This is a genomic window from Ruegeria sp. SCSIO 43209 (assembly GCF_019904295.1).
Taxonomy (GTDB): domain Bacteria; phylum Pseudomonadota; class Alphaproteobacteria; order Rhodobacterales; family Rhodobacteraceae; genus Ruegeria.
This window is the reverse complement of sequence record NZ_CP065362.1, coordinates 392,294-410,822: the sequence shown is the minus strand read 5'-3', so window position 1 is coordinate 410,822 and position 18,529 is coordinate 392,294. Positions and strand designations below refer to the sequence as shown.

At 56.3% G+C, this 18,529-nt stretch carries 17 protein-coding genes; 9 read left to right on the top strand and 8 right to left on the bottom strand.

Features of this window, described 5'->3' with window-relative positions:
* Positions 1-315: 315 nt before the first annotated feature.
* Entirely contained in the window at positions 316-1,314 is a 999-nt protein-coding gene (locus I5192_RS21265; RefSeq protein ID WP_223118498.1) for a zinc ABC transporter substrate-binding protein, read from the bottom strand.
* Positions 1,315-1,370: 56 nt separating this feature from the next.
* Between I5192_RS21265 and I5192_RS21260 the strand changes: the two genes are divergently transcribed.
* From I5192_RS21260 to I5192_RS21250, 3 genes are read left to right on the top strand one after another with little or no spacing between them, the layout of a single operon-like run.
* Entirely contained in the window at positions 1,371-1,883 is a 513-nt protein-coding gene (locus I5192_RS21260; protein ID WP_223118497.1) for a Fur family transcriptional regulator, read from the top strand.
* A 2-nt stretch (positions 1,884-1,885) separates the two neighbouring features.
* Entirely contained in the window at positions 1,886-2,632 is a 747-nt protein-coding gene (locus I5192_RS21255; RefSeq protein WP_170407697.1) for a metal ABC transporter ATP-binding protein, read from the top strand.
* The gene (locus I5192_RS21250) at positions 2,632-3,429 is read left to right on the top strand and encodes an iron chelate uptake ABC transporter family permease subunit (protein ID WP_170801716.1); all 798 of its coding nucleotides are present in this window, start codon (positions 2,632-2,634) and stop codon (positions 3,427-3,429) included. Before I5192_RS21255 ends, I5192_RS21250 begins: the two co-directional genes overlap by 1 nt.
* A 14-nt stretch (positions 3,430-3,443) precedes the next feature.
* On the opposite strand, the gene I5192_RS22715 is transcribed toward I5192_RS21250, so the two are convergent.
* The 4 genes from I5192_RS22715 to I5192_RS21230 all read right to left on the bottom strand — a co-directional run bounded on the left by I5192_RS22715 (position 3,444) and on the right by I5192_RS21230 (position 8,139).
* Complete coding sequence (locus I5192_RS22715; protein ID WP_223118496.1) at positions 3,444-4,025, bottom strand: XRE family transcriptional regulator; 582 nt, start codon at positions 4,023-4,025, stop codon at positions 3,444-3,446.
* Between the two features lie 147 nt (positions 4,026-4,172).
* A complete protein-coding gene (locus tag I5192_RS21240) occupies positions 4,173-4,952 on the bottom strand; it encodes a carnitinyl-CoA dehydratase (RefSeq protein ID WP_170407705.1) in 780 nt (259 codons plus the stop codon).
* Between the two features lie 3 nt (positions 4,953-4,955).
* Positions 4,956-6,971, bottom strand: a complete 2,016-nt coding sequence (locus I5192_RS21235) for an acetate--CoA ligase family protein (RefSeq protein WP_223118495.1) — start codon at positions 6,969-6,971, stop codon at positions 4,956-4,958.
* A 7-nt stretch (positions 6,972-6,978) separates the two neighbouring features.
* The gene (locus tag I5192_RS21230; RefSeq protein ID WP_223118494.1) at positions 6,979-8,139 is read right to left on the bottom strand and encodes an acyl-CoA dehydrogenase family protein; all 1,161 of its coding nucleotides are present in this window, start codon (positions 8,137-8,139) and stop codon (positions 6,979-6,981) included.
* A 95-nt stretch (positions 8,140-8,234) separates the two neighbouring features.
* Between I5192_RS21230 and I5192_RS21225 the strand changes: the two genes are divergently transcribed.
* Positions 8,235-9,152: a GlxA family transcriptional regulator gene (locus I5192_RS21225; protein WP_223118493.1), complete on the top strand. Its 918-nt coding sequence runs from the start codon at positions 8,235-8,237 to the stop codon at positions 9,150-9,152.
* Between the two features lie 8 nt (positions 9,153-9,160).
* On the opposite strand, the gene I5192_RS21220 is transcribed toward I5192_RS21225, so the two are convergent.
* Positions 9,161-11,596: an FAD-dependent oxidoreductase gene (locus tag I5192_RS21220; protein ID WP_223118492.1), complete on the bottom strand. Its 2,436-nt coding sequence runs from the start codon at positions 11,594-11,596 to the stop codon at positions 9,161-9,163.
* Between the two features lie 189 nt (positions 11,597-11,785).
* Here I5192_RS21220 and I5192_RS21215 point away from each other — a divergent pair, with 189 nt between their 5' ends.
* Entirely contained in the window at positions 11,786-13,303 is a 1,518-nt protein-coding gene (locus tag I5192_RS21215) for a trimethylamine methyltransferase family protein (protein WP_223118491.1), read from the top strand.
* A gap of 14 nt (positions 13,304-13,317) precedes the next feature.
* Here I5192_RS21215 and I5192_RS21210 read toward each other — a convergent pair whose 3' ends face one another.
* Both I5192_RS21210 and I5192_RS21205 read right to left on the bottom strand, forming a co-directional pair.
* Complete coding sequence (locus I5192_RS21210; protein ID WP_170732758.1) at positions 13,318-14,292, bottom strand: LysR family transcriptional regulator; 975 nt, start codon at positions 14,290-14,292, stop codon at positions 13,318-13,320.
* 100 nt (positions 14,293-14,392) lie between these two features.
* Positions 14,393-15,079: a GntR family transcriptional regulator gene (locus I5192_RS21205; RefSeq protein WP_170732757.1), complete on the bottom strand. Its 687-nt coding sequence runs from the start codon at positions 15,077-15,079 to the stop codon at positions 14,393-14,395.
* A gap of 102 nt (positions 15,080-15,181) precedes the next feature.
* On the opposite strand from I5192_RS21205, the gene I5192_RS21200 reads away from it, so the two are divergent.
* The 4 genes from I5192_RS21200 to I5192_RS21185 are packed head-to-tail and all read left to right on the top strand — an operon-like array spanning position 15,182 to position 18,524.
* Positions 15,182-15,784, top strand: a complete 603-nt coding sequence (locus tag I5192_RS21200) for an amino acid synthesis family protein (RefSeq protein WP_223118490.1) — start codon at positions 15,182-15,184, stop codon at positions 15,782-15,784.
* The gene (locus tag I5192_RS21195) at positions 15,756-16,568 is read left to right on the top strand and encodes an alpha/beta fold hydrolase (RefSeq protein ID WP_223118489.1); all 813 of its coding nucleotides are present in this window, start codon (positions 15,756-15,758) and stop codon (positions 16,566-16,568) included. The genes I5192_RS21200 and I5192_RS21195 overlap by 29 nt, the downstream gene beginning before the upstream one ends.
* A complete protein-coding gene (locus tag I5192_RS21190) occupies positions 16,565-17,485 on the top strand; it encodes a flavin reductase (RefSeq protein ID WP_170561568.1) in 921 nt (306 codons plus the stop codon). The genes I5192_RS21195 and I5192_RS21190 overlap by 4 nt, the downstream gene beginning before the upstream one ends.
* Before the next feature lies 1 nt (position 17,486).
* Positions 17,487-18,524 (top strand): LLM class flavin-dependent oxidoreductase, encoded by a 1,038-nt coding sequence (locus I5192_RS21185; protein WP_170625539.1) that lies wholly within the window; start codon positions 17,487-17,489, stop codon positions 18,522-18,524.
* Positions 18,525-18,529 lie beyond the last annotated feature (5 nt).

Below are 18,529 nucleotides of genomic sequence, written 5' to 3'. Positions count from 1 at the left end.
CGACGGGCGATTGCGATCGCGTCGCGCGCGAGACTTGAGGCTCAGATATCCGGACAAGAATTTGATCTTCCCGACCGTACAGGTGTGGAGGCGGCGTTTCTGGAGGAATAGATTGGCGTGATCCAACCTATGGTCGAGCGCGGCATCGAAAGTCCGCTGGCGATGATTGACTTGCGCCGGCAGCTTAACCGCCAAATTGGGCAGCTTAGGGAGGCCGGTAGCCGAATACTGATGACTTTGTCGGAGCGATGAGCGGAAAGACCACTCAGACTTCAGCTCGGTTGGAACCAAATCCCGACCGGGCTGTTGATTGAGTCAGAGGCACTCAGACAGTGTTTTGGCCAGATTGCGGATGAGTTGCGGGTAAAGATCCGCTCCGGGTTCCAGATCAGATCCGAGCGGGTCCATGATGCCGGTTTTGGCTTCAGTACCTTCAAGAACGGTTGTGACGATCCCGGGGTTGAACTGCGGTTCGGTCATAACACAATCCACACCTTCGTCGCGGATACGGCTTTGAATTTCGGCGATCCTTGCCGGGCTTGAGGCAGTCGCGTCGCTGAGGGAAATTGCGCCCGAGGCCGGGAAGCCAAAGGCATCTTCGAAATACTGATAGGCATCGTGGAATACGATAAAGCTGCCACCTTTGACTGGTTCCAGTGTTTCGGTCACTTCCGCTGAAAGAGTGGCCATTTCTTCACGCGCGGCTGCTGCGTTTGCAAAGTAGGCATCTGCGTTGTCTGGGTCAGCTGCAGAAAGCTGCGCGGCGATCGTGTTCAGCCAGATTTCCGCGTTTGCCGGAGAGAGCCAGGCATGAGGATCGTGCGCGCCATGTGCGTGGCCCTCATGAGCTTCTTGATCATCATGAGTATGCTCTTCCTCGTGACTATGCTCATCATGCTCTTCGTCCTCTGCATGATCATCGTTGTTTTTTTCGTCGCCATGGTCATGCGCTTCGAATGCTGCGTTTTCACGGATATCAAGCAGAACCGTTCCGTCCGACTCAAGCAATTCCGTAACCGATGCACCAGCGCTGAGCGTATCGACAGCGCCTTCCATCCAAGGGGTCAGGTCCTCGCCAATCCAGAATACCAGATCGGCCTCTTGCAGTGCGGCTGCTTCTGATGGACGAAGGTTGTATTCGTGAGGCGATGCGCCAGGTTGTATGATCAGATCAGGTGTTCCGACACCTTCCATCACCCGGGCCACCAATGAGTGAACGGGTGCGATGTCAACCGCAACCTTGGGTGCATCCGCCACGGCGGTTCCGGCCATCAATGCAGTGGTCATGGCTAGTGGGAGCAACTTTCTGGACATCAGGTTCTCTATGTGATTTTATAACATTACGACCGACCTATATGATATGGAGTAACATGACAAGCGAGACGCACCCTATTTCGGTTGTTGAAGATGCGCCGGTAGGATTTCAGGAGCATGATCACAAGAATTGCGTCGAAACGGCGTTGGCCACAGCGGATGCTCGGTGCAGGGAAGAAGGGTTGCGGCTAACCCCTGTGCGGCGAAAAGTTCTTGAAATGCTGTTGCAAGATCACAAGTCGCTTGGGGCTTACGCTATACTTGATCGTTTGCGCGAAGCCGGTTTTGGCTCGCAGCCGCCGGTGGCTTATCGCGCGCTGGATTTTCTGGTCCAGTACGGGTTCGTCCATAAAATTGAACGTTTGAACGCCTTTGTGGCCTGCTCTCATCCCGGAGAGGTCCATTCCCCGGCCTTCATGATCTGCAGAAAATGCGACGCTGTCGCCGAAGCTCAGTCGGCACCGTCCAATGGCGTCCTCGGCGCAGCCGCGCGCGCGGCGGGTTTCGAAATCGAACGAACCGTTGTAGAAGCCGAGGGACTCTGCCCAGACTGCACCGAGAAGGCGTAGACATGACCCTGATCACCGTTGAAAATCTCAGCGTGCGTTATGGCGCGAATACCGTTCTGCGCCATGTCGGCATGACGATTGAGGCTGGTGAAATCGTGACGATCGTTGGTCCAAACGGATCGGGAAAGACCAGCCTGTTGCGTGCCGTCATTGGCGCGACCAAGCCTGCGGAAGGTAAGGTTACACTGAAGCCTGGGCTAAAAATCGGGTATGTCCCCCAAAAACTGCACATTGATCCGACCCTGCCGATATCAGTCGAAAGATTCATGCGTCTGACGGATCGTGTCTCTAGGCTTCAATGTACAGAAGCGCTTGAAACTGCTGGGGTGCCGGATCTGCTAAAGCGCCAAATGTCGCAATTGTCAGGCGGACAGTTTCAGCGCGTCTTGCTGGCGCGGGCGTTGATCAATCGGCCCGACGTTCTGCTTTTGGACGAAGCCACTCAGGGTCTCGACCAACCGGGGTCTGCGGCGTTTTATCGTCAGATCGAGGAGGTCCGGCGTGAAACCGGATGCGCCATACTGATGATCAGCCATGAATTGCACGTGGTCATGAGCGCGTCGGACAGGGTGATCTGCCTCAATGGTCATGTGTGCTGCCAAGGGTCCCCCGCAGTCGTAGCTTCGGCCCCGGAATATCGGGCCCTGTTCGGAACGGGTACCGGAGGCGCACTGGCCCTCTATCGCCATGATCACGACCATGATCACGATCACGGTCACTGTGAAACCTCTCAGGAAGCCGCAGAATAATGCTGGATGATTTCATGACGCGCGCGACGCTTGCAGGTGTTGGCGTTGCTTTTGCTGCGGCACCGCTGGGGTGTTTTGTTGTCTGGCGTCGAATGGCCTATTTCGGGGATGCCACCGCCCATGCGGCAATCCTGGGTGTCGCTTTGTCGCTGACGTTTCAGCTGTCCATCTTTACTGGGGCGCTAGCTGTTGCGCTTGCAATGGCACTTACCGTGACACTGTTGTCCGGACGTGGCTACGCGATGGATACACTGCTGGGTGTTCTAGCACATTCTGCACTTGCCTTCGGTCTAGTCGCCGTATCGTTCCTGTCCGGTGTTCGCATCGACCTGATGGCCTATCTCTTCGGTGATATTCTGGCCGTGTCACGCACCGATCTGGTTGTGATCTGGGGGGGCGCAGCGCTTGTCGTGGCCCTGATCGTATGGCGCTGGTCGCAGCTTTTGACGGCGACCATGAATGAAGAGTTGGCCTATGCCAGCGGCTTTGACCCCAAGCGAGAGCAGTTGATCCTGACGCTGTCTCTGGCAGTTACAGTGGCCGTGGCGATAAAGGTCGTAGGTGTTCTACTGATTGCTGCAATGCTGATCATCCCGGCGGCGGCTGCGCGCAGTCTGGCCAGATCTCCGGAAGCGATGGCATTGATTGCGGCGGCGATTGGCGCATTCTCCGCAATCGCCGGGCTACGGGCTGCTTACATGTTTGATACGCCTGCAGGGCCATCCATTGTTTGTGTTGCTGCAGTAGTGTTCGCGTGTTTCAGTCTGATCGGATGGCAAACGCGGCGTGGAGCCTAGGGCATCTGCAAAGATCAATGCGGTCGCGTCGACACGGTCACGAATTCAATTTCGTCTGACAGGATGACCCGTACCCCATGTGGGAGCTTGGCGTCGAAGCTGAGCGTGTCACCTTCTGACATCTGGAACTCTTCGGTCCCACAGCCATAGATGGCGCTGCCTTCAATCATGTAGATGAAGACGTAGCCTTCGTGCTGATAGTTAGGCAACTTGCGTTGGTCTTGTTTTGAGATGCGGATGCGTGCGGATTGGAATGACCCGCTAGGCCCGCTGTGTTTGCCGAGCAGTAGATAGTCATGGGCATGGTCTGGTGTGATACGCCGCGACCGCAACCCGGTTCCCGCCTGAACGTGATGCACATCCGAGGTCGTGTCGGTATGGCTGAACATCGCCATCAGAGAGACAGATAGTGCATCTGCCAACGCGTGTAAGGTACCAAGGGACGGCGACACATGACCATTTTCGATCCGGCTGATCATCGGCGCGGAAACCTTTGACTGCGCGGCGAGTTCGGTCACCGTGAGCTGACGTTCCTGTCGCAAACGCTGCAGGGTTCGCCCGATCTCAAGTTCTGGTTCTGTTTTCTTGTCCTGCATCGGGCCGCTTTGACATTCCTTCTTCCAGTTAAAGTAGCTGTGGCCTGAATTGCAGGATAGTAAAAGTGTGTTCTGACAAAAAACAAGCTTAGCTGAGCGATTGGAGCAAAACTGCGCCAATGCGATGAAGGCAGCGGTGTTTTGAACTTATTTTCCTTTCCAGACCGGATCACGCTTTTCAGCGAAGGCTTTTGCGCCTTCAAGCTGATCCTCGCTGGAATAGAGGATATCGACGGTGCGCAGCTGGCGCTTGGTGATGCGGTTCATGGCGTCCTGAAATTTGCTGTCTTCAGCTTCGCGCACGACCTCTTTGATCGCAGCATAAACCAGCGGAGGACCCGAGGCGAGCAGACGCGCCAATTCCCAGGCACGATCCATCAGTTGATCGGCAGGCAGGACTTCATTGACCAAGCCCCAACGCTGACCTTCTTCGGCATCGAACCAGCGTCCAGTCAGCAATAGCTCCATCGCGATGTGGTAGGGAATGCGTTTGGGTAGCTTGACGCTCGCCGCATCTGCAACGGTTCCGGATCGAATCTCAGGCAGGGCAAAAGTTGCGTGTTCAGCGGCCAGGATCATATCGGCTGAAATCGCAAGCTCGAGCCCGCCACCACAGGCAATACCATTGATGGCCGCGATGACCGGTTTGTTCAGATCGCGTAACTCCTGCAAACCGCCAAAGCCACCGACACCATAATCTCCATCTACGGCATCGCCTTCGGCGGCTGCCTTCAGGTCCCAGCCAGGGCAAAAGAATTTGTCACCTGCTCCGGTCAAGATCGCGACGCGCAGTTCGGGATCATCGCGAAACTCGGCAAATACCTGCCCCATGATGCGGCTGGTAGCTAGATCGATCGCATTGGCTTTTGGCCGATCCAGCGTCACTTCGAGAATTGCGCCGTCACGGCGGGTCTTGATCGGGTCCATTTCTCAGGCCTTTCTGATAAGCGCATCCACCGCCACCGCCCGGGTGGGCGTGCAGAGAAGCGGGTTGATTTCGACCTCGCCGAGCGTTTCGGCATTTTGCATTACATAGTCTTGAACGGCCTGAATGGCGGCAACGATTTCATCCATATCAGCCGCTGGTTGGCCGCGATAGCCTGCCAGCAATGACGCGATCTTTAGTTCGCCGAGAGCAGCGCGAATACTGTCGGATGTTGCCGGGACCAGAAGAGAGGTGGTATCGCGCAATATTTCGGTCAAGACACCACCGGCCCCTATTGTCAGCACAAAGCCATGGGCAGGGTCCCGCACCACACCGACGAGGATTTCAGCCACCGCACCCGTGATCATCTCTTCGATCAGAATCTCATCAGTTCCAATATCCGCTGCCACACCTGTCACATCGGCAGCCTGAACCCTCAATCGTACAGCGGAATGTTCGGACTTGTGGGCAAGGCCGACGCCTTTGACAGCAAATGGCGCTTCCATTTCTTGCGCCGCGCTGAGGGCTTCCTTTGCGCCACGAACGGACCTGTTCCGAGGGATGCGCAAACCATGGGCAGCCAGAGCTTGCTTGGCCTCGGCTTCGAACAGCGTATGCGTGACATCAGACGTACCCGGCAAGCAGACTAGCACGCTTGCAGGTGCGGCGACCTGACCCGCCGCGCGCGTGGCAGAAAGGGCTTCGCGGAGACCCATGAAGGGTACCACACCGGCCTCCATTAGGGTTTGTGCTACATCCTCAGGTAGCAATTCGGGCAGGGTAGAAACCACGGCAAAACGCGCACCCGTATCTGCCCGCACTTTTTGTGCTGTACGCGTGGCAGCGGCCCAATCTGTGGGATCGGTGGTCGGGTAATCAACGATCGTGAATGTCAGATCTATGTCGTCGCCAGTCATTCCCGCCCAGGCGTTCGCCATCGCCTCTTCATCGCGCCAGATATAGGTGTGGTAATCGAGTGGATTGCTTAGTGCGACCATCGGACCAAGCGCATCGCGCAATCGGGTTTGCTTGTCTCTGGACAGTTCTGGAAATCTGAGGCCAGTGCCGATCGCCATATCTGCGATCAGGCTGGCCTCGCCGCCCGAGCAGCTGATCGACGCAATGTTGCCCCCCGGCAAAGGCCCATAGCAATGTAACAGTTTCAAGGATTCCAGAAACTCGGGCAGCGAGGACAGGCGCGGGATGCCCAGCCGGTTTAGCAAAGCCTGCGCACCCGTATCGCTCCCAGCCAGTGAGGCGGTATGAGAAACTGTTGCTGCCTGCGCCTGTTCGGATGCACCCACCTTAAGTGCGATCAGAGGCACGCCTTTCCGATGTGCCTTGGCAGCAAGGGCCTCCCATTCGCGGATATCCTTGAAGCCCTCGATATGTAAACCGACGGCAGTGACCCGTGGATCATCGATCAGCGACATGGCAATCTCAGCCTGGCTGGTCTGCGCCATGTTCCCGCAAGTCACCATATAGGCAATCGGCAGGGCTCGTTTCTGCATAGTCAGGTTGATCGAGATGTTGGAGCTCTGGGTCAGAATGGCAACGCCTCGATCTACCCGAGCGGCTCCATGCTGATCGGGCCACAATAGCGCACCATCAAGCGCATTGATAAAGCCATAGCAGTTTGGCCCAAGAATGGGCATGCTGCCTGCTGCATTGATCAACTCTGATTGCAAATCTCCTCCTGCCTGATCCTCGGCTGCAGCTTCCGAGAAGCCAGAGGCAAAGCAAACTGCGCCGCCGCTGCCCATGTCTGACAGAACCTGAACGGCCTCAACGGTGGCGTGACGGTTGATGCCAACAAAGGCCGCGTCCGGGGACGATGGCAGGTCTTCAATCCGTGCGTAGGCCTTGTGCCCGGCAATTTCATCCGCCTTGGGATAGACAGGCCAGATTTTCCCTGCGTAGTCCATGCGTTCCGATTGCAGGATAACCTGCTTGCACCACGCGCCGCCGCCGATCACCGCGATGGATTCCGGGCGTAGAAGACGGGAGATATCCTTGCTCATTCGGGCCTCAGGCACCCAGAGGCCGCAGCAGATCACGACTGATGATATGCCGCTGGATTTCACTCGTACCATCCCAGATACGTTCTACGCGCGCATCCCGCCAGAACCGTTCGATCGGGAAGTCGTCCATCAGACCCATGCCACCATAGATTTGCAGCGTCGTATCCGTGACCTTTGCCAGCATTTCCGAAGCATAAAGCTTGGCCGAGGCAATCTCGCGATTTGAGGGCAAGTCCTGATCCAGTCGCCATGCGGCCGCGAGCGTCAGCCAGTCAGCAGCGTCGATCTCGGTGATCATGTCGGCGATCTGAAAGCCGACACCCTGAAACTTACCGATCGGCTGGCCGAATTGCTTGCGTTCAGCCGCGTAGTTCAGCGCATAATCAAAACAGCGCCGCGCGCGCCCGACCGAAAAAGCAGCAACCGTCAGGCGCGTTGCATAGAGCCACTCGTTCATCACGGCGAAACCGCCATCGACCTCGCCCAGAACCTGTGCGTCGGGCAAACGGCAATTGTCAAAATACAGGATATAGTTCTTGTAGCCTTTGTGGCTGACTGAGTTGTACCCCTCGCGCACTTCAAAACCCGGCGTACCACGATCTACGAGGAAGGTAGTGATCCGTTTTTTGGGGCCTTTCGGAGTTTCATCCACACCTGTTGCGATGAACACGATGAAGAAATCCGCGTGCTCCGCGCCCGAGATGAAGTGTTTCGAACCGTTGACGACCCAGTCACCGCCATCGCGAATGGCCTGACATTTCATGCCCCGAACATCTGACCCCGCGTCAGGTTCGGTCATAGCTAGAGCATCCATCTTTTCGCCACGCACGGCAGGCAACAAATAGCGTTCACGCTGGTCGGCGTTGCAGGCCATCAGGATATTCTGCGGGCGACCGAAGAAGTGGGTCAATGCCATCGAACCTCGGCCGAGCTCGCGTTCGACAAGAGTGAAATCAAGATGCGAGAGACCCGCGCCACCAACTTCTTCGGGGAAGTTACAGGCATAAAATCCCAGTTCAATGCATTTCCGCTTGATTTCGTCGCCCAGCTCTTGCGGCACCTGTCCGGTGCGTTCGACCTCAGCTTCGTGGGGGTAAATCTCGTTCTCAACAAAGCTCCGCACTGTTGAGACGATCATTTCCTGTTCTTCGGTTAAGCCAAATTGCATGACGCGTTCCCCTGATGTCTGATTGGCAATGAAACGTAATTGCCTGACACGATGACATGCAGTAATCGTACGATATCATGCCGAGTTAGAAAAATTTGACCCAGATCTATAACTTTTTGCTGTTCGACGGGTTCTCGAACCTTTGCCTCGCCAACATGGTTGAGCCATTGCGCGCGGCGAACACTTTGGCGGGGCAGGATCTCTATGCCTGGCAGTTTTATTCACCCCATGGTGCGCCAGTTCAAAGCTCCAGCGGGTTGCAGGTCGCGCCGCATGGAGCGATGGGCATTGAGGCGGGTGATGCTTTGGTTGTCATGCCGTCTTATGGGTATCTGGAACACTCGGTTCCCGATACTCATCGCGCTTTGCGCAGGGCCGCAACCCGTCATCGCAAACTGGCTGGTCTGGACACAGGGAGTTGGTTGCTCGCGCGTGCGGGACTGTTGGAAGGGCATCGCGCGACCATTCACTGGGATGAACTTTCCCGGTTCGAAGAAACTTTTACCGATGTCGAGGTCGTGCAGGAACGTTTTGTGATCGACCGGGACCGGATCACCTGTTCAGGCGCGATGGCTGCTTATGATCTGGCGACTGCGCTGATTCTCGCGGATCACGGGCCGCTGTTGTCGATGGAGGTGGCGCATCTTCTGATGAACCGTGGTGAACCAAGTGCTGCTTCACCACAGATGAAATCCGAAGACAGGCTGGTGAATCGGGTGCTGGGCGTCATGCAGGGCACGTTGGATGCGCCAGTAATGATAAAGGATATCGCTCGTCAGCTCGGGTGCTCTCAAAAGAAGATTGAGACCCGGGTTTTGTCCGAGCTGGGTGTAACACCGCAGGCGCTCTATCGTCGCCTGCGTCTGAATTTGGCGCGTAAACTTGCGGTCGAGACCCAGCAGTCCGTGGCCGAGATCGCCAGCCGCTGCGGGTATGAGAACCCAAGCGCAATGACGCGGGCGTTCCGGATGCAATTCGGGCAGACACCAACAGCCTATCGAAACGGGGAGTAACTTTGGGATTAGCCTCGCACGCGTGAGAGGTCCGGGTCATACGGGGACGGCGCAATCACCTCGGCAGCGATCATTTCTCCGCACAGGTCAAGTTGCATTCGGCTGCCGGGTTCGGAAAATTCCGGATTCACAAAGCCGTAAGCAAGGTTTAGCCCTGTTCTGTGGCCCCAGTCACCTGACGTGATCGTACCAACAACCATGTCGTCCAACATCAGAGAGGCTCCAGCATAGGCAGGTGCTTTGATTGTATCGATTTTCAGGCTTACCAGTTTCTTTTGAGGCCCGTTCTCAAGGCGTCTCTGCAACGCGTTTCGGCCAATGAAATCGCCTTTGGTCAGTTTCACGAACCGATCCAAACCGGTCTCAAACGGGTCGAACTCTGTGAGCAGATCGGCTTTCCAGTGCAAGAACCCTTTCTCCATCCGCATGGACTCGACGGCGCGAGCACCAAATAATTTCAAGTCATGTGTCTCGCCAGCTTTTCTGAGCGCCAGATAGGCCGCGTATAGTGAGGCGTTCGGGACATGTATCTCGTAGGCCAGTTCCCCTGAGAAGCTGATATTCAATACAGTTGCTGGCGCGAACCCGACAAAGCACTCGCGAACTGACAGCCAGGGAAAAGCTTCTCGCGACCAGTCTCCTCGAGCACAAGCGGACAGCACGTCGCGCGATTTGGGTCCGGCCAGCACTAATATTGTCTGATCATTGGTGAGTGAGCGGATTTGCACATCTTCGCCATCATGCAGATGCGCCTTTAGCCAGTCCATATCATGGTATTCGCTGGCGGCGGCGGACCCGTACCAGACCCGTGCCGGGCCGCGATCACTCGCGGGAAGGTTGGCGATGGTGGCCTCGGCTTTGACCATCCCGTGGTGGTTCAGCAGATAACCAAGGCCGACCCGCCCGTCGCGTTTTGTCACCGCGCCGCACATCATCCGATCCAGAAACCGATGCCGATCGGTTCCGGTGATTTCCAGCCGGTTGAAGCCGTTAACTTCGGCCAGTCCGACATTTTCTTGAAGGTTTCTGATTTCCGCTGCCACGACGTCAAAGGTCTCATCAAAACTGAAACTCAGCGTTGGGTGAAAATCTGGTGCAGGCTTGATGTAGTCGACCCGCTCCCAACCGTTGACCACTGTAAATTCAGCCCCTTCTGCTGCGAGGATCGGGGTCAGCGGTGTGGTTTTGGCGGGGCGACCGGCAGGCCGGTGTTCATGCGGGAAATGAAAGCGGAATTCATTCTGGTAATCTTCGATGGCTTTCAGCGCGGTCAGCTCCACATTTGTGTGGCCGGTAAACCGACGCGGATCAAGGCACCAGGTGTCATAGCAGGCTTCGCCATGAACGATCTGTTGGGCCAGCAGCCAGCCATGGCCACCCCCTTCGCCCAAACCCGCGCGCAGACCGATGATGCAGAAAGCATTGCGCTTTCCGGGGATTGGCCCGACCAAAGGTGCGCCGTCAATTGTGTAGGTGATCGGACCATTCACCACTGTATGAATGCCGACATCCATCAGTGCAGGCATGCGTGCGAAGGCACCTTCCAGCACATCCGTCACGCGGTCCAGATCGTCAGGGCACAGCGCGTTCACAAAATTCGGATCGATCCCGTCCATGCCCCAGGTTTTGCAATCCTGCTCGTAGAAGCCGACCAGCAAGCCGTTCTTCTCCTGCCGACAATAATAGTCGCTGATCGGACAGCGCAGCAGAGGCATCCGATGGCCTGCGTCGCGGATTGATGCGATTTCTTCTGTCAGAAAATACTGATGCTCCATCGAAGCGACAGGGTGGTGCACGCCCATCATAGCGCCCACTTCGTTGACCCGATAACCACAAGCGTTAACTACGATATCGCAGTCAATATTGCCGTGTTCCGTGTGAACCGTCCAGGTATCGTCCTTGTGCTGTGTCAGTCCTGTGACCGGAGTATTGCGATATACCTCGGCCCCGGCTTTGCGCGCACGGCGTGCCAGAGCTTGGCACAGTTGAGCCGGATCGATGTCGCCATCTAGCGGATCCCATAGCCCTCCTAAAAGGTTGTCGGTGGAAATCAACGGGTGCCGGCGGGCGCATTCCTCTGCATCTATGACCTCGAAATGCACATCCATTCCGCGCGCCATAGACGCAAAATGGTGGTACCCCTGCATCTGCTCAGGCGTATTTGCAAGCCGGATGCCGCCGTCACCGTGGTGGTAGTTGATAGGATAGTCCGGATCCTCGGCCAGTTCCTTATACAGGTTGATCGAGTGGGTCTTCAGACCAACCATGGTCTGGTTCATGCCAAAATTGGTCACTTGCGCGGCCGAATGCCAAGTTGTGCCGCTGGTCAACTCATCGCGCTCGACCAGCACCACATCGGTCCAACCTTCACGGGTCAAGTGATACAGAGTCGAGCAGCCGGCGATACCGCCGCCAATAACGACCACTTTAGTGCGCGATTTCATCAAGGACCCTCCGGTAGGTAGTCTTTTGGGGATTAGCCTGTTCTGTCAGTTGGTTCACAAGCGGTTGGATATTGTTACGTAAAAAATCGAAAATAAAAGCTCATTAACTCGTAGTAATTCGAATGCGGTTGAAATTGGCCCTGGGCGTTTAGTTGAATTGATCAACCTGATGCGGTTGGAGGATCACAAATGGCTGCGCAGCAGGCGAAAAGGTCCGGTCGAAAAGGACGTATCGCACAGCGAGCTGAAAAGCCTGCGCTCGACCCCTGTCCGCCAGGTCAACCGGGAGGCGCTTACAAACCCTTGACTGGGTTTGAGCTTGAGCGGATTTACAACACGGCTCTGGATCTTCTTGAGAAGCTGGGGATCGGCGAGGTGCCGGATCGCTTGCGTTCTGATTTGTTGGCGGTTGGGGCGCAAGATAGCGGGGAGGGGAGGATACTTTTTTCGCCTCAACTTGTGGAACAGGCGATTGATCAGGCCGCCAAGACCTTCGTTCTGCACGGGCGTGATCCAGCCCGATCCATCGAAGTTGGCGGTAATCGCGTCTATTTCGGAACCGGAGGGGCGGCGGTTCAGACGCTTGATCTGCGCAGTGGTCACTATCGGCCTTCGACCTTGCAGGACTTGCATGATTTCACGCGTCTTCAGGATGTCTTGCCAAATGTCAGCTGGTTCACCCGCTGTTGCGTTGCAACCGATCTGGAGGAAACCTTCGATCTGGATGTGAACACCGTCTATGCGCTGTTGAAGAATACCTCCAAGCCCACCGCGACGTCTTTTACATTGGCGCAGCACGTTGCGCCAATTGTTGAGATATTGGATATCGCAGCCGGGGGACCCGGTGAATTCGCAAAACGCCCGTTCATGAAAGCACATATAAGCCCGGTGATCTCGCCGATGCGCTACGGTGAAGACGCGGTGGATGTGGTCTACGCCTGCATCGAACACAATATTCCGATTTCTTGCATCACCGCTGCTCAGGCCGGCGCGACTGCACCGGCGACCTTGGCTGGTTTTCTGGCGCAGTCATTGGCAGAAACCCTTGCGAGTCTGGTAATGGTCCACGCGATCCAGCCCGGGTTTCCTATGGTCTTTTCGAATTGGCCACTGGTGATTGACCTTCGGACCGGCGCGTTCTCAGGTGGCAGCGGAGAGACGGCTGTCCTGAATGCAGCATCAGCACAATTATCAAATTGGCTTGGGCTGCCTTCAGGCGTGGCCTGTTCGATGTCTGATGCCAAGGCGATCGATGCTCAATACGGGATGGAAAAGGGACTGACCTCAATGGCGGCGGCGCTGGCAGGTGGTAATCTGATCTATGAAAGCTCAGGCATGACGGCCTCGTTGCTGGGTGCAAGTTTTGAGGCGTTCGTGTTGGATGATGAGATGCACTCGTACACCTACCGCGCTTTGAGGGGGATAGAGGTGACACACGAGAATCTGGGCTTTGACGCAATCTGCGAAGCAGTTCTGGGCGAGGGCCATTTTCTGGGTGGTCAGCATACTTTTGCGGCCATGGAACGGGATTACTTTTATCCCTCACTCGCAGACAGGGATGAGCCCCGGACTTGGGCAGAAAACGGAGCGCAAGATGCCTGGAGCCGCGCGCGACATCGGGCTCAAGAAATTTTGCAGACCCATACGCCAAGATACCTGTCAGACGAACAGGATCGGCAAATCCGAGATCGCTTCAACATTCTTTGAAAGCTGATCCAGTGCTATTCGATAAGTTTGAAACTATCCGTCAGCCACGGGATATCATCGCGCAGTGGGGAAATGATGCGGTCATTGATCAATGATCGGGTTTTGGCATCCACAAGCTCAATCACTGATCTTGAACAATCCGGCGTCGCGACCAGCGCCAGTGTGCGTGCAAAGCTCTTGCCCGGAAATGGGTGCATGCACAGCTTTGATTGGAACCGCTTTGCCCGAGAATACAGCAGCGGCGTCGTGATGGTCCAACCCGCACCGGAGGACACCATCGACATCAGCGTCTGATTGTTGCTGCATTCAAACCTGTGAGAGGACGAAATCCCCATCCGGCGTAATTGGGACTCGATCTGGCGCGCGATGATCAGATTGCTGGAATATCGTAGAAACGGCAATTTGGTTCTACCCTCAACAATGTCTTGCAAAGACTTGTCATTCACCGCAGGCAAAACGATCACAAATGGATCGCGCAGAAGGGGGCGATCCTGCAGATCGCGCATTCGTTCGCTAGGAGTAGTGGAAATCCCCAGATCCAACTGCCTGTCGCGCAGCATGTCGATAATCGCGTGGCTGGAATCCGTGTGGTACATGAAATCACAGGCGGGCATATTCGCGTAAAGATAGACCGCCAGCTCTGGAATGATGTCGCTGTCGAAGTCTTCGATCGTGCCGAAACGCAGATAGCTGGCCTCGGTGATGCTTCCTGCAGACGCTTCGGCCTTGGCCTTTCGGATCAGGTGCAGCGCATCGTCGATATTGCGCAGGAAGACCCGGCCCTTTGGGGTCAGAACCATGGGTCTACGGGTGTGGTTGAACAGCTCAACGCCCAGATGGTCTTCGAGATTGCGCAGGTGATGGGAAACGGTGCTTATCGTCAGCCCTGTTTCCTTTGAGGCCGCCTGTAGCGAGCCCTTTTGCGCGCATATCTGAAACAGTTCCAGCCATTTGAGGCTGAGGTCTTTCGGAGTAGACTGACGCGGCATTCCGGTGCTTTCGTGAGATCAGGGCATTCCCGGCAAATCTACGCAGATAATGAGAGCTTTGATATCAGAATCTTGGAATTCTGGCTCAATTGCCGAGCACTCAGGTTTCAGAGCTTTCCAAAAAGCCGCGCGCGGTCTGTGCAGCATCCGCGATATGGCTTTCGACTGCTTTTCGGGCTTTGGCAGGATCACCACTGAGGATGGCATCATGGATGGCAGTCATGTGGCTCATCCCAGAACGCTCTCGATTCCGCGCTGCGAGGGTCAAGGCCCGCAGGCGGCTGATCCGGCCGTTCAGACGTTGCACGACATCCCAGGCGATGCTGTGCCCAGCCTGTAAAAAAATCATTTCATAGAAGCGAGTTGTGGCCTGTAGCAGATTTGACCATTCGGTGTCATTCTGCGCCGCGCCCACTGCTTTCAATGCCTTGCCCAGATCGTTTGCGAAACCTGTCTCATGCGCTTGTGCACAGGCGGCGGCGGCTGAGCCTTCTAGCTGTAAGCGGATGTCATAGATTTGCCGCGCTTGGTCCCAGCTGAGGGTCGAGACGATTGGCCCGCGGTTGGGGATAATTTCAACCAAACCTTCGGCTTCCAGAAACCGGATCGTCTCGCGGATGACGGTGCGGCTGACACCAAGCTGATCGCAAAGCGGGCGTTCAACAAGCCGCTCACCGGGGGCAAAATGCCCGGCGATGATCGCTTCGCGCAGGCGCGCTTGCACGATATCCCGCAAGGTTTGCGGTGCTTTTTCGATCTTTTGTAGGGTGGAGTCGGTGTTCATCATCGACGCTTTCATATCTGTGGTACGGATCCGGAACAAGTATGATTGACATATCGTATTATGGTATACCATATTCTCGACCAAAGGCTTGCCAAAGGAATCACCATGTCCGCCGAAATTCGAAAAACGCTTCTGCATGTCGAAGACACTCTGATCGAGGGTGGTAAGTTGGCGGACACTCCGCTGAAGCTAATTGCCGCAATAGCTGTCATTCGGAACCCTTGGGCTGGTCAGGGTTTTGTCGAAGATCTTGGCCCCGCGATCCGCGATTGCGCCCCCGGATTGGGGGAGTTGCTGACCAAAATGATTTTGGATGCTTCAGGTGGCGGCGACCGCGTCGAAGCCTATGGAAAATCCGCGATTGTGGGCTTGAACGGAGAGGTCGAGCATGCGTCGGCCCTGATCCACACGCTGCATTTTGGCAATCATTATCGCAAAGCAGTCGGCGCGAAATCCTACCTTTCCTTCTGCAATACGCGCGGCCCTGCCAATGCGCCGCTGCTGATCCCCTTGATGGACAAACATGATGGGGGTCGTCGCTCTCACTACCTTACGATCCAGACTTCGGTCGCAGATGCACCTGCGGCAGATGAGATTCTGATTGCACTGGGTGCATCGATTGGAGGGCGGCCGCACCACCGGATCGGGGATCGCTATCGGGACATCGAGGAACTTGGTCATGACGTTGACAACCCTGCAGCTGTCTAACTCGGGCCGATCAGTCGCGTTCAGAGAGGCGGGCGAAGGGCAACCGGTCTTTATGATCCATGGCGTTGGCATGCAATCTGCGGCCTGGGGCCCTCAGTTTGACACGCTGAGCCAGCATTGCCGTATAATTGCGGTTGATCTGCCGGGGCATGGAGGCAGTGACCGTCTGTCATCTGGAAGCCAATTGCCGGATTTTGTTGGCTGGATGCATGATGTTGTCGACGCATTGAATCTGGCTCCGGTCGCAATCATCGGGCATTCAATGGGGGCTCTGATTGCCGCCGGCTTTGCGGCGGAGCACCCCGACATCACTAGCCGTGTTGCTATGTTGAACGGCGTCTTCTGTCGCGATGCCTCAGCCCGCGCCGCAGTCATCCAACGGGCCGCTGAAATCAGCGCGGGTCGAGTTGATCTGGAAACGCCGTTGTCGCGCTGGTTTGGTGACAGTCCGGGTGATCTGGCTGCCCGTGCGCAGGTGGCGTCGTGGCTTGGGTCTGTGGATCAACGAGGCTACGCCATCGCCTATTCCGCTTTTGCGCGGGGCGATGCCACCTACGCCAGCAAGATGAATCGGATTTCATGCCCGTTTCTGGCGCTCACCGGCGACGGAGACTCGAACTCAACCCCGGCTATGTCACAAGCTATGGCCGCAGCAGTTCAAAACGGTCGGGCCGTTGTGATCCAAGGCCACCGACATATGGTGAACTTGACAGCACCCGATGAAGTAACAGCGCATCTGGTTGAATGGCTCGGCCAGCCCGCCGAAGAAAGGATTGCGCAATGACCTCACTTGATCCCCGCACGCTGCGAAATGCATTTGGAGCGTTCATGACGGGCGTCACCGTGGTTACGTCGCATGATACCCAAGGTAACCCGATCGGGTTTACCGCGAACTCGTTCACATCCGTCTCACTAGACCCGCCGCTTGTGCTGGTTTGTCTCGCCAACAGTTCAAAGAACTATGACGCATTGATTGCCGCAGACGGGTTTGCCGTCAATATCCTGTCAGAGACACAGATCGAGGTATCCAATACCTTTGCCCGGCCCGTCGAAGACCGGTTTGCCAGCGTCGAGTGGCGGCGTGGACCTGCGGGATCGCCGTTGATCGATGGGTCGTCGGCCTGGTTTGACTGCTCTATGCACAAAACCGTCGAAGCGGGGGATCATGTGATCCTGATCGGCGAGGTCAAAGCCTTCGACAATACTCCGGCACCCGGTCTCGGATATGTAAGGGGGGCCTATGTAACACCATCAACAGCTGCTGGTGCCTTGATGCAGGACACCGGCCTGATCGTCTCAGCCTTGATCGAACGCGCAGGTGAGGTTCTGTTGATCGATGCCGGTGACGGCGCGCTTGCACCGCCCGAGGCAGTGGTTGGGTCAGAAGGTGTTTCAGCGGCATTGGAACAATTGATTGAGGCCACCGGGCTGACCGCAGAGCCGGGCTTTGTTTATTCGGTTTACGAGGATGCAGAGAAAAAGCGTCAACATATCGCGTTTCTGTGTCAGGCCGCAGATGGTGAGCCGAAGAAAGGTAATTTCGTCCCACTGGATGTCGTATCCTTTGGCACTGTAACCGACACGGCGACCCGAACCATGCTGGAACGATTGTCCGAGGAATCCCGGCTGGGAGATTTTGGCATTTACTACGGAAACAAGAACAGCGGCGAGGTTCGCCCGATTACACGAGGAGGTCACTGACATGCGGTTTTCGCTTTTCGTTCATATGGAACGCACCTCTCCCGATCAGGACCAGCAGGAGCTGTATGAAAACTTCATAGAACTGGCCAAGATCGCTGATGCGGGTGGTATGCATGCGGTCTGGACCGGCGAACATCACGGGATGGATTTCACCATCTCGCCGAACCCGTTCCTGAATATCGTCGATCTGGCACGCCAGACCAACAATGTGCGTCTGGGAACCGGAACCGTTATCGCTCCGTTCTGGCATCCGATCCGGCTGGCCGGAGAGGCCGCAATGACGGACATGATCACGAATGGCCGTTTGGATCTGGGCATCGCGCGTGGCGCCTACAGCTATGAATACGAGCGGATGGTGCCGGGGCTGGACGCCTGGGAGGCAGGCCAGCGTATGCGCGAGCTTGTTCCGGCAGTGCGGGGTCTTTGGGAGGGCGATCATGCGCTGGACGGAGAGTTTCATTCTTTCCCGGCAACCACATCTTCGCCCAAGCCTCTGCAACAAAACGGTCCACCGATCTGGGTTGCCGCGCGCGATCCCAACAGTCATGAGTTTGCGGTATCGAACGGTTGTCACGTGCAGGTCACCCCTTTGTGGCAGGGCGACGAAGAGATCACCCGGCTGATGGATACGTTCAACGCAGCCTGCGCCAAATTCCATGACGTCCCGCGCCCCGAAATCATGCTGTTGAACCACACCTATATCGCCTCGGACGAGGCGGATGCCCGTCGCGCGGCGGAAGAGATCAATCGCTTTTATTGCTATTTCGGCGCGTGGTTCAAAAACGAACGCCCTGTGTCGCAGGGTCTGATCCAGACGCTGAGCGATGACGACATCGCTAACCATCCCTTCTATTCGCCCGAGGCGATGATCCGGGACAATGTGATCGCCACGCCTGACAAAGCAATCGAACGCCTCAAGGGCTATAGCGATCTTGGATATGATGAGTATTCTTTCTGGATCGACAGTGGGATGAGCTTTGAGCGCAAGAAAGCCTCGCTAGAGCGGTTCATCGCGGACGTCATGCCCGCCTTCGCCTAAGGAGA

Bases quoted from the DNA above. Each gene is read 5' to 3' on its own strand.
- I5192_RS21265 (WP_223118498.1), bottom strand. From the start codon at position 1,314: ATGTCCAGAAAGTTGCTCCCACTAGCCATGACCACTGCATTGATGGCC.
- I5192_RS21260 (WP_223118497.1), top strand. From the start codon at position 1,371: ATGACAAGCGAGACGCACCCTATTTCGGTTGTTGAAGATGCGCCGGTA.
- I5192_RS21255 (WP_170407697.1), top strand. From the start codon at position 1,886: ATGACCCTGATCACCGTTGAAAATCTCAGCGTGCGTTATGGCGCGAAT.
- I5192_RS21250 (WP_170801716.1), top strand. From the start codon at position 2,632: ATGCTGGATGATTTCATGACGCGCGCGACGCTTGCAGGTGTTGGCGTT.
- I5192_RS22715 (WP_223118496.1), bottom strand. From the start codon at position 4,025: ATGCAGGACAAGAAAACAGAACCAGAACTTGAGATCGGGCGAACCCTG.
- I5192_RS21240 (WP_170407705.1), bottom strand. From the start codon at position 4,952: ATGGACCCGATCAAGACCCGCCGTGACGGCGCAATTCTCGAAGTGACG.
- I5192_RS21235 (WP_223118495.1), bottom strand. From the start codon at position 6,971: ATGAGCAAGGATATCTCCCGTCTTCTACGCCCGGAATCCATCGCGGTG.
- I5192_RS21230 (WP_223118494.1), bottom strand. From the start codon at position 8,139: ATGCAATTTGGCTTAACCGAAGAACAGGAAATGATCGTCTCAACAGTG.
- I5192_RS21220 (WP_223118492.1), bottom strand. From the start codon at position 11,596: ATGAAATCGCGCACTAAAGTGGTCGTTATTGGCGGCGGTATCGCCGGC.
- I5192_RS21215 (WP_223118491.1), top strand. From the start codon at position 11,786: ATGGCTGCGCAGCAGGCGAAAAGGTCCGGTCGAAAAGGACGTATCGCA.
- I5192_RS21210 (WP_170732758.1), bottom strand. From the start codon at position 14,292: ATGCCGCGTCAGTCTACTCCGAAAGACCTCAGCCTCAAATGGCTGGAA.
- I5192_RS21205 (WP_170732757.1), bottom strand. From the start codon at position 15,079: ATGATGAACACCGACTCCACCCTACAAAAGATCGAAAAAGCACCGCAA.
- I5192_RS21200 (WP_223118490.1), top strand. From the start codon at position 15,182: ATGTCCGCCGAAATTCGAAAAACGCTTCTGCATGTCGAAGACACTCTG.
- I5192_RS21195 (WP_223118489.1), top strand. From the start codon at position 15,756: ATGACGTTGACAACCCTGCAGCTGTCTAACTCGGGCCGATCAGTCGCG.
- I5192_RS21190 (WP_170561568.1), top strand. From the start codon at position 16,565: ATGACCTCACTTGATCCCCGCACGCTGCGAAATGCATTTGGAGCGTTC.
- I5192_RS21185 (WP_170625539.1), top strand. From the start codon at position 17,487: ATGCGGTTTTCGCTTTTCGTTCATATGGAACGCACCTCTCCCGATCAG.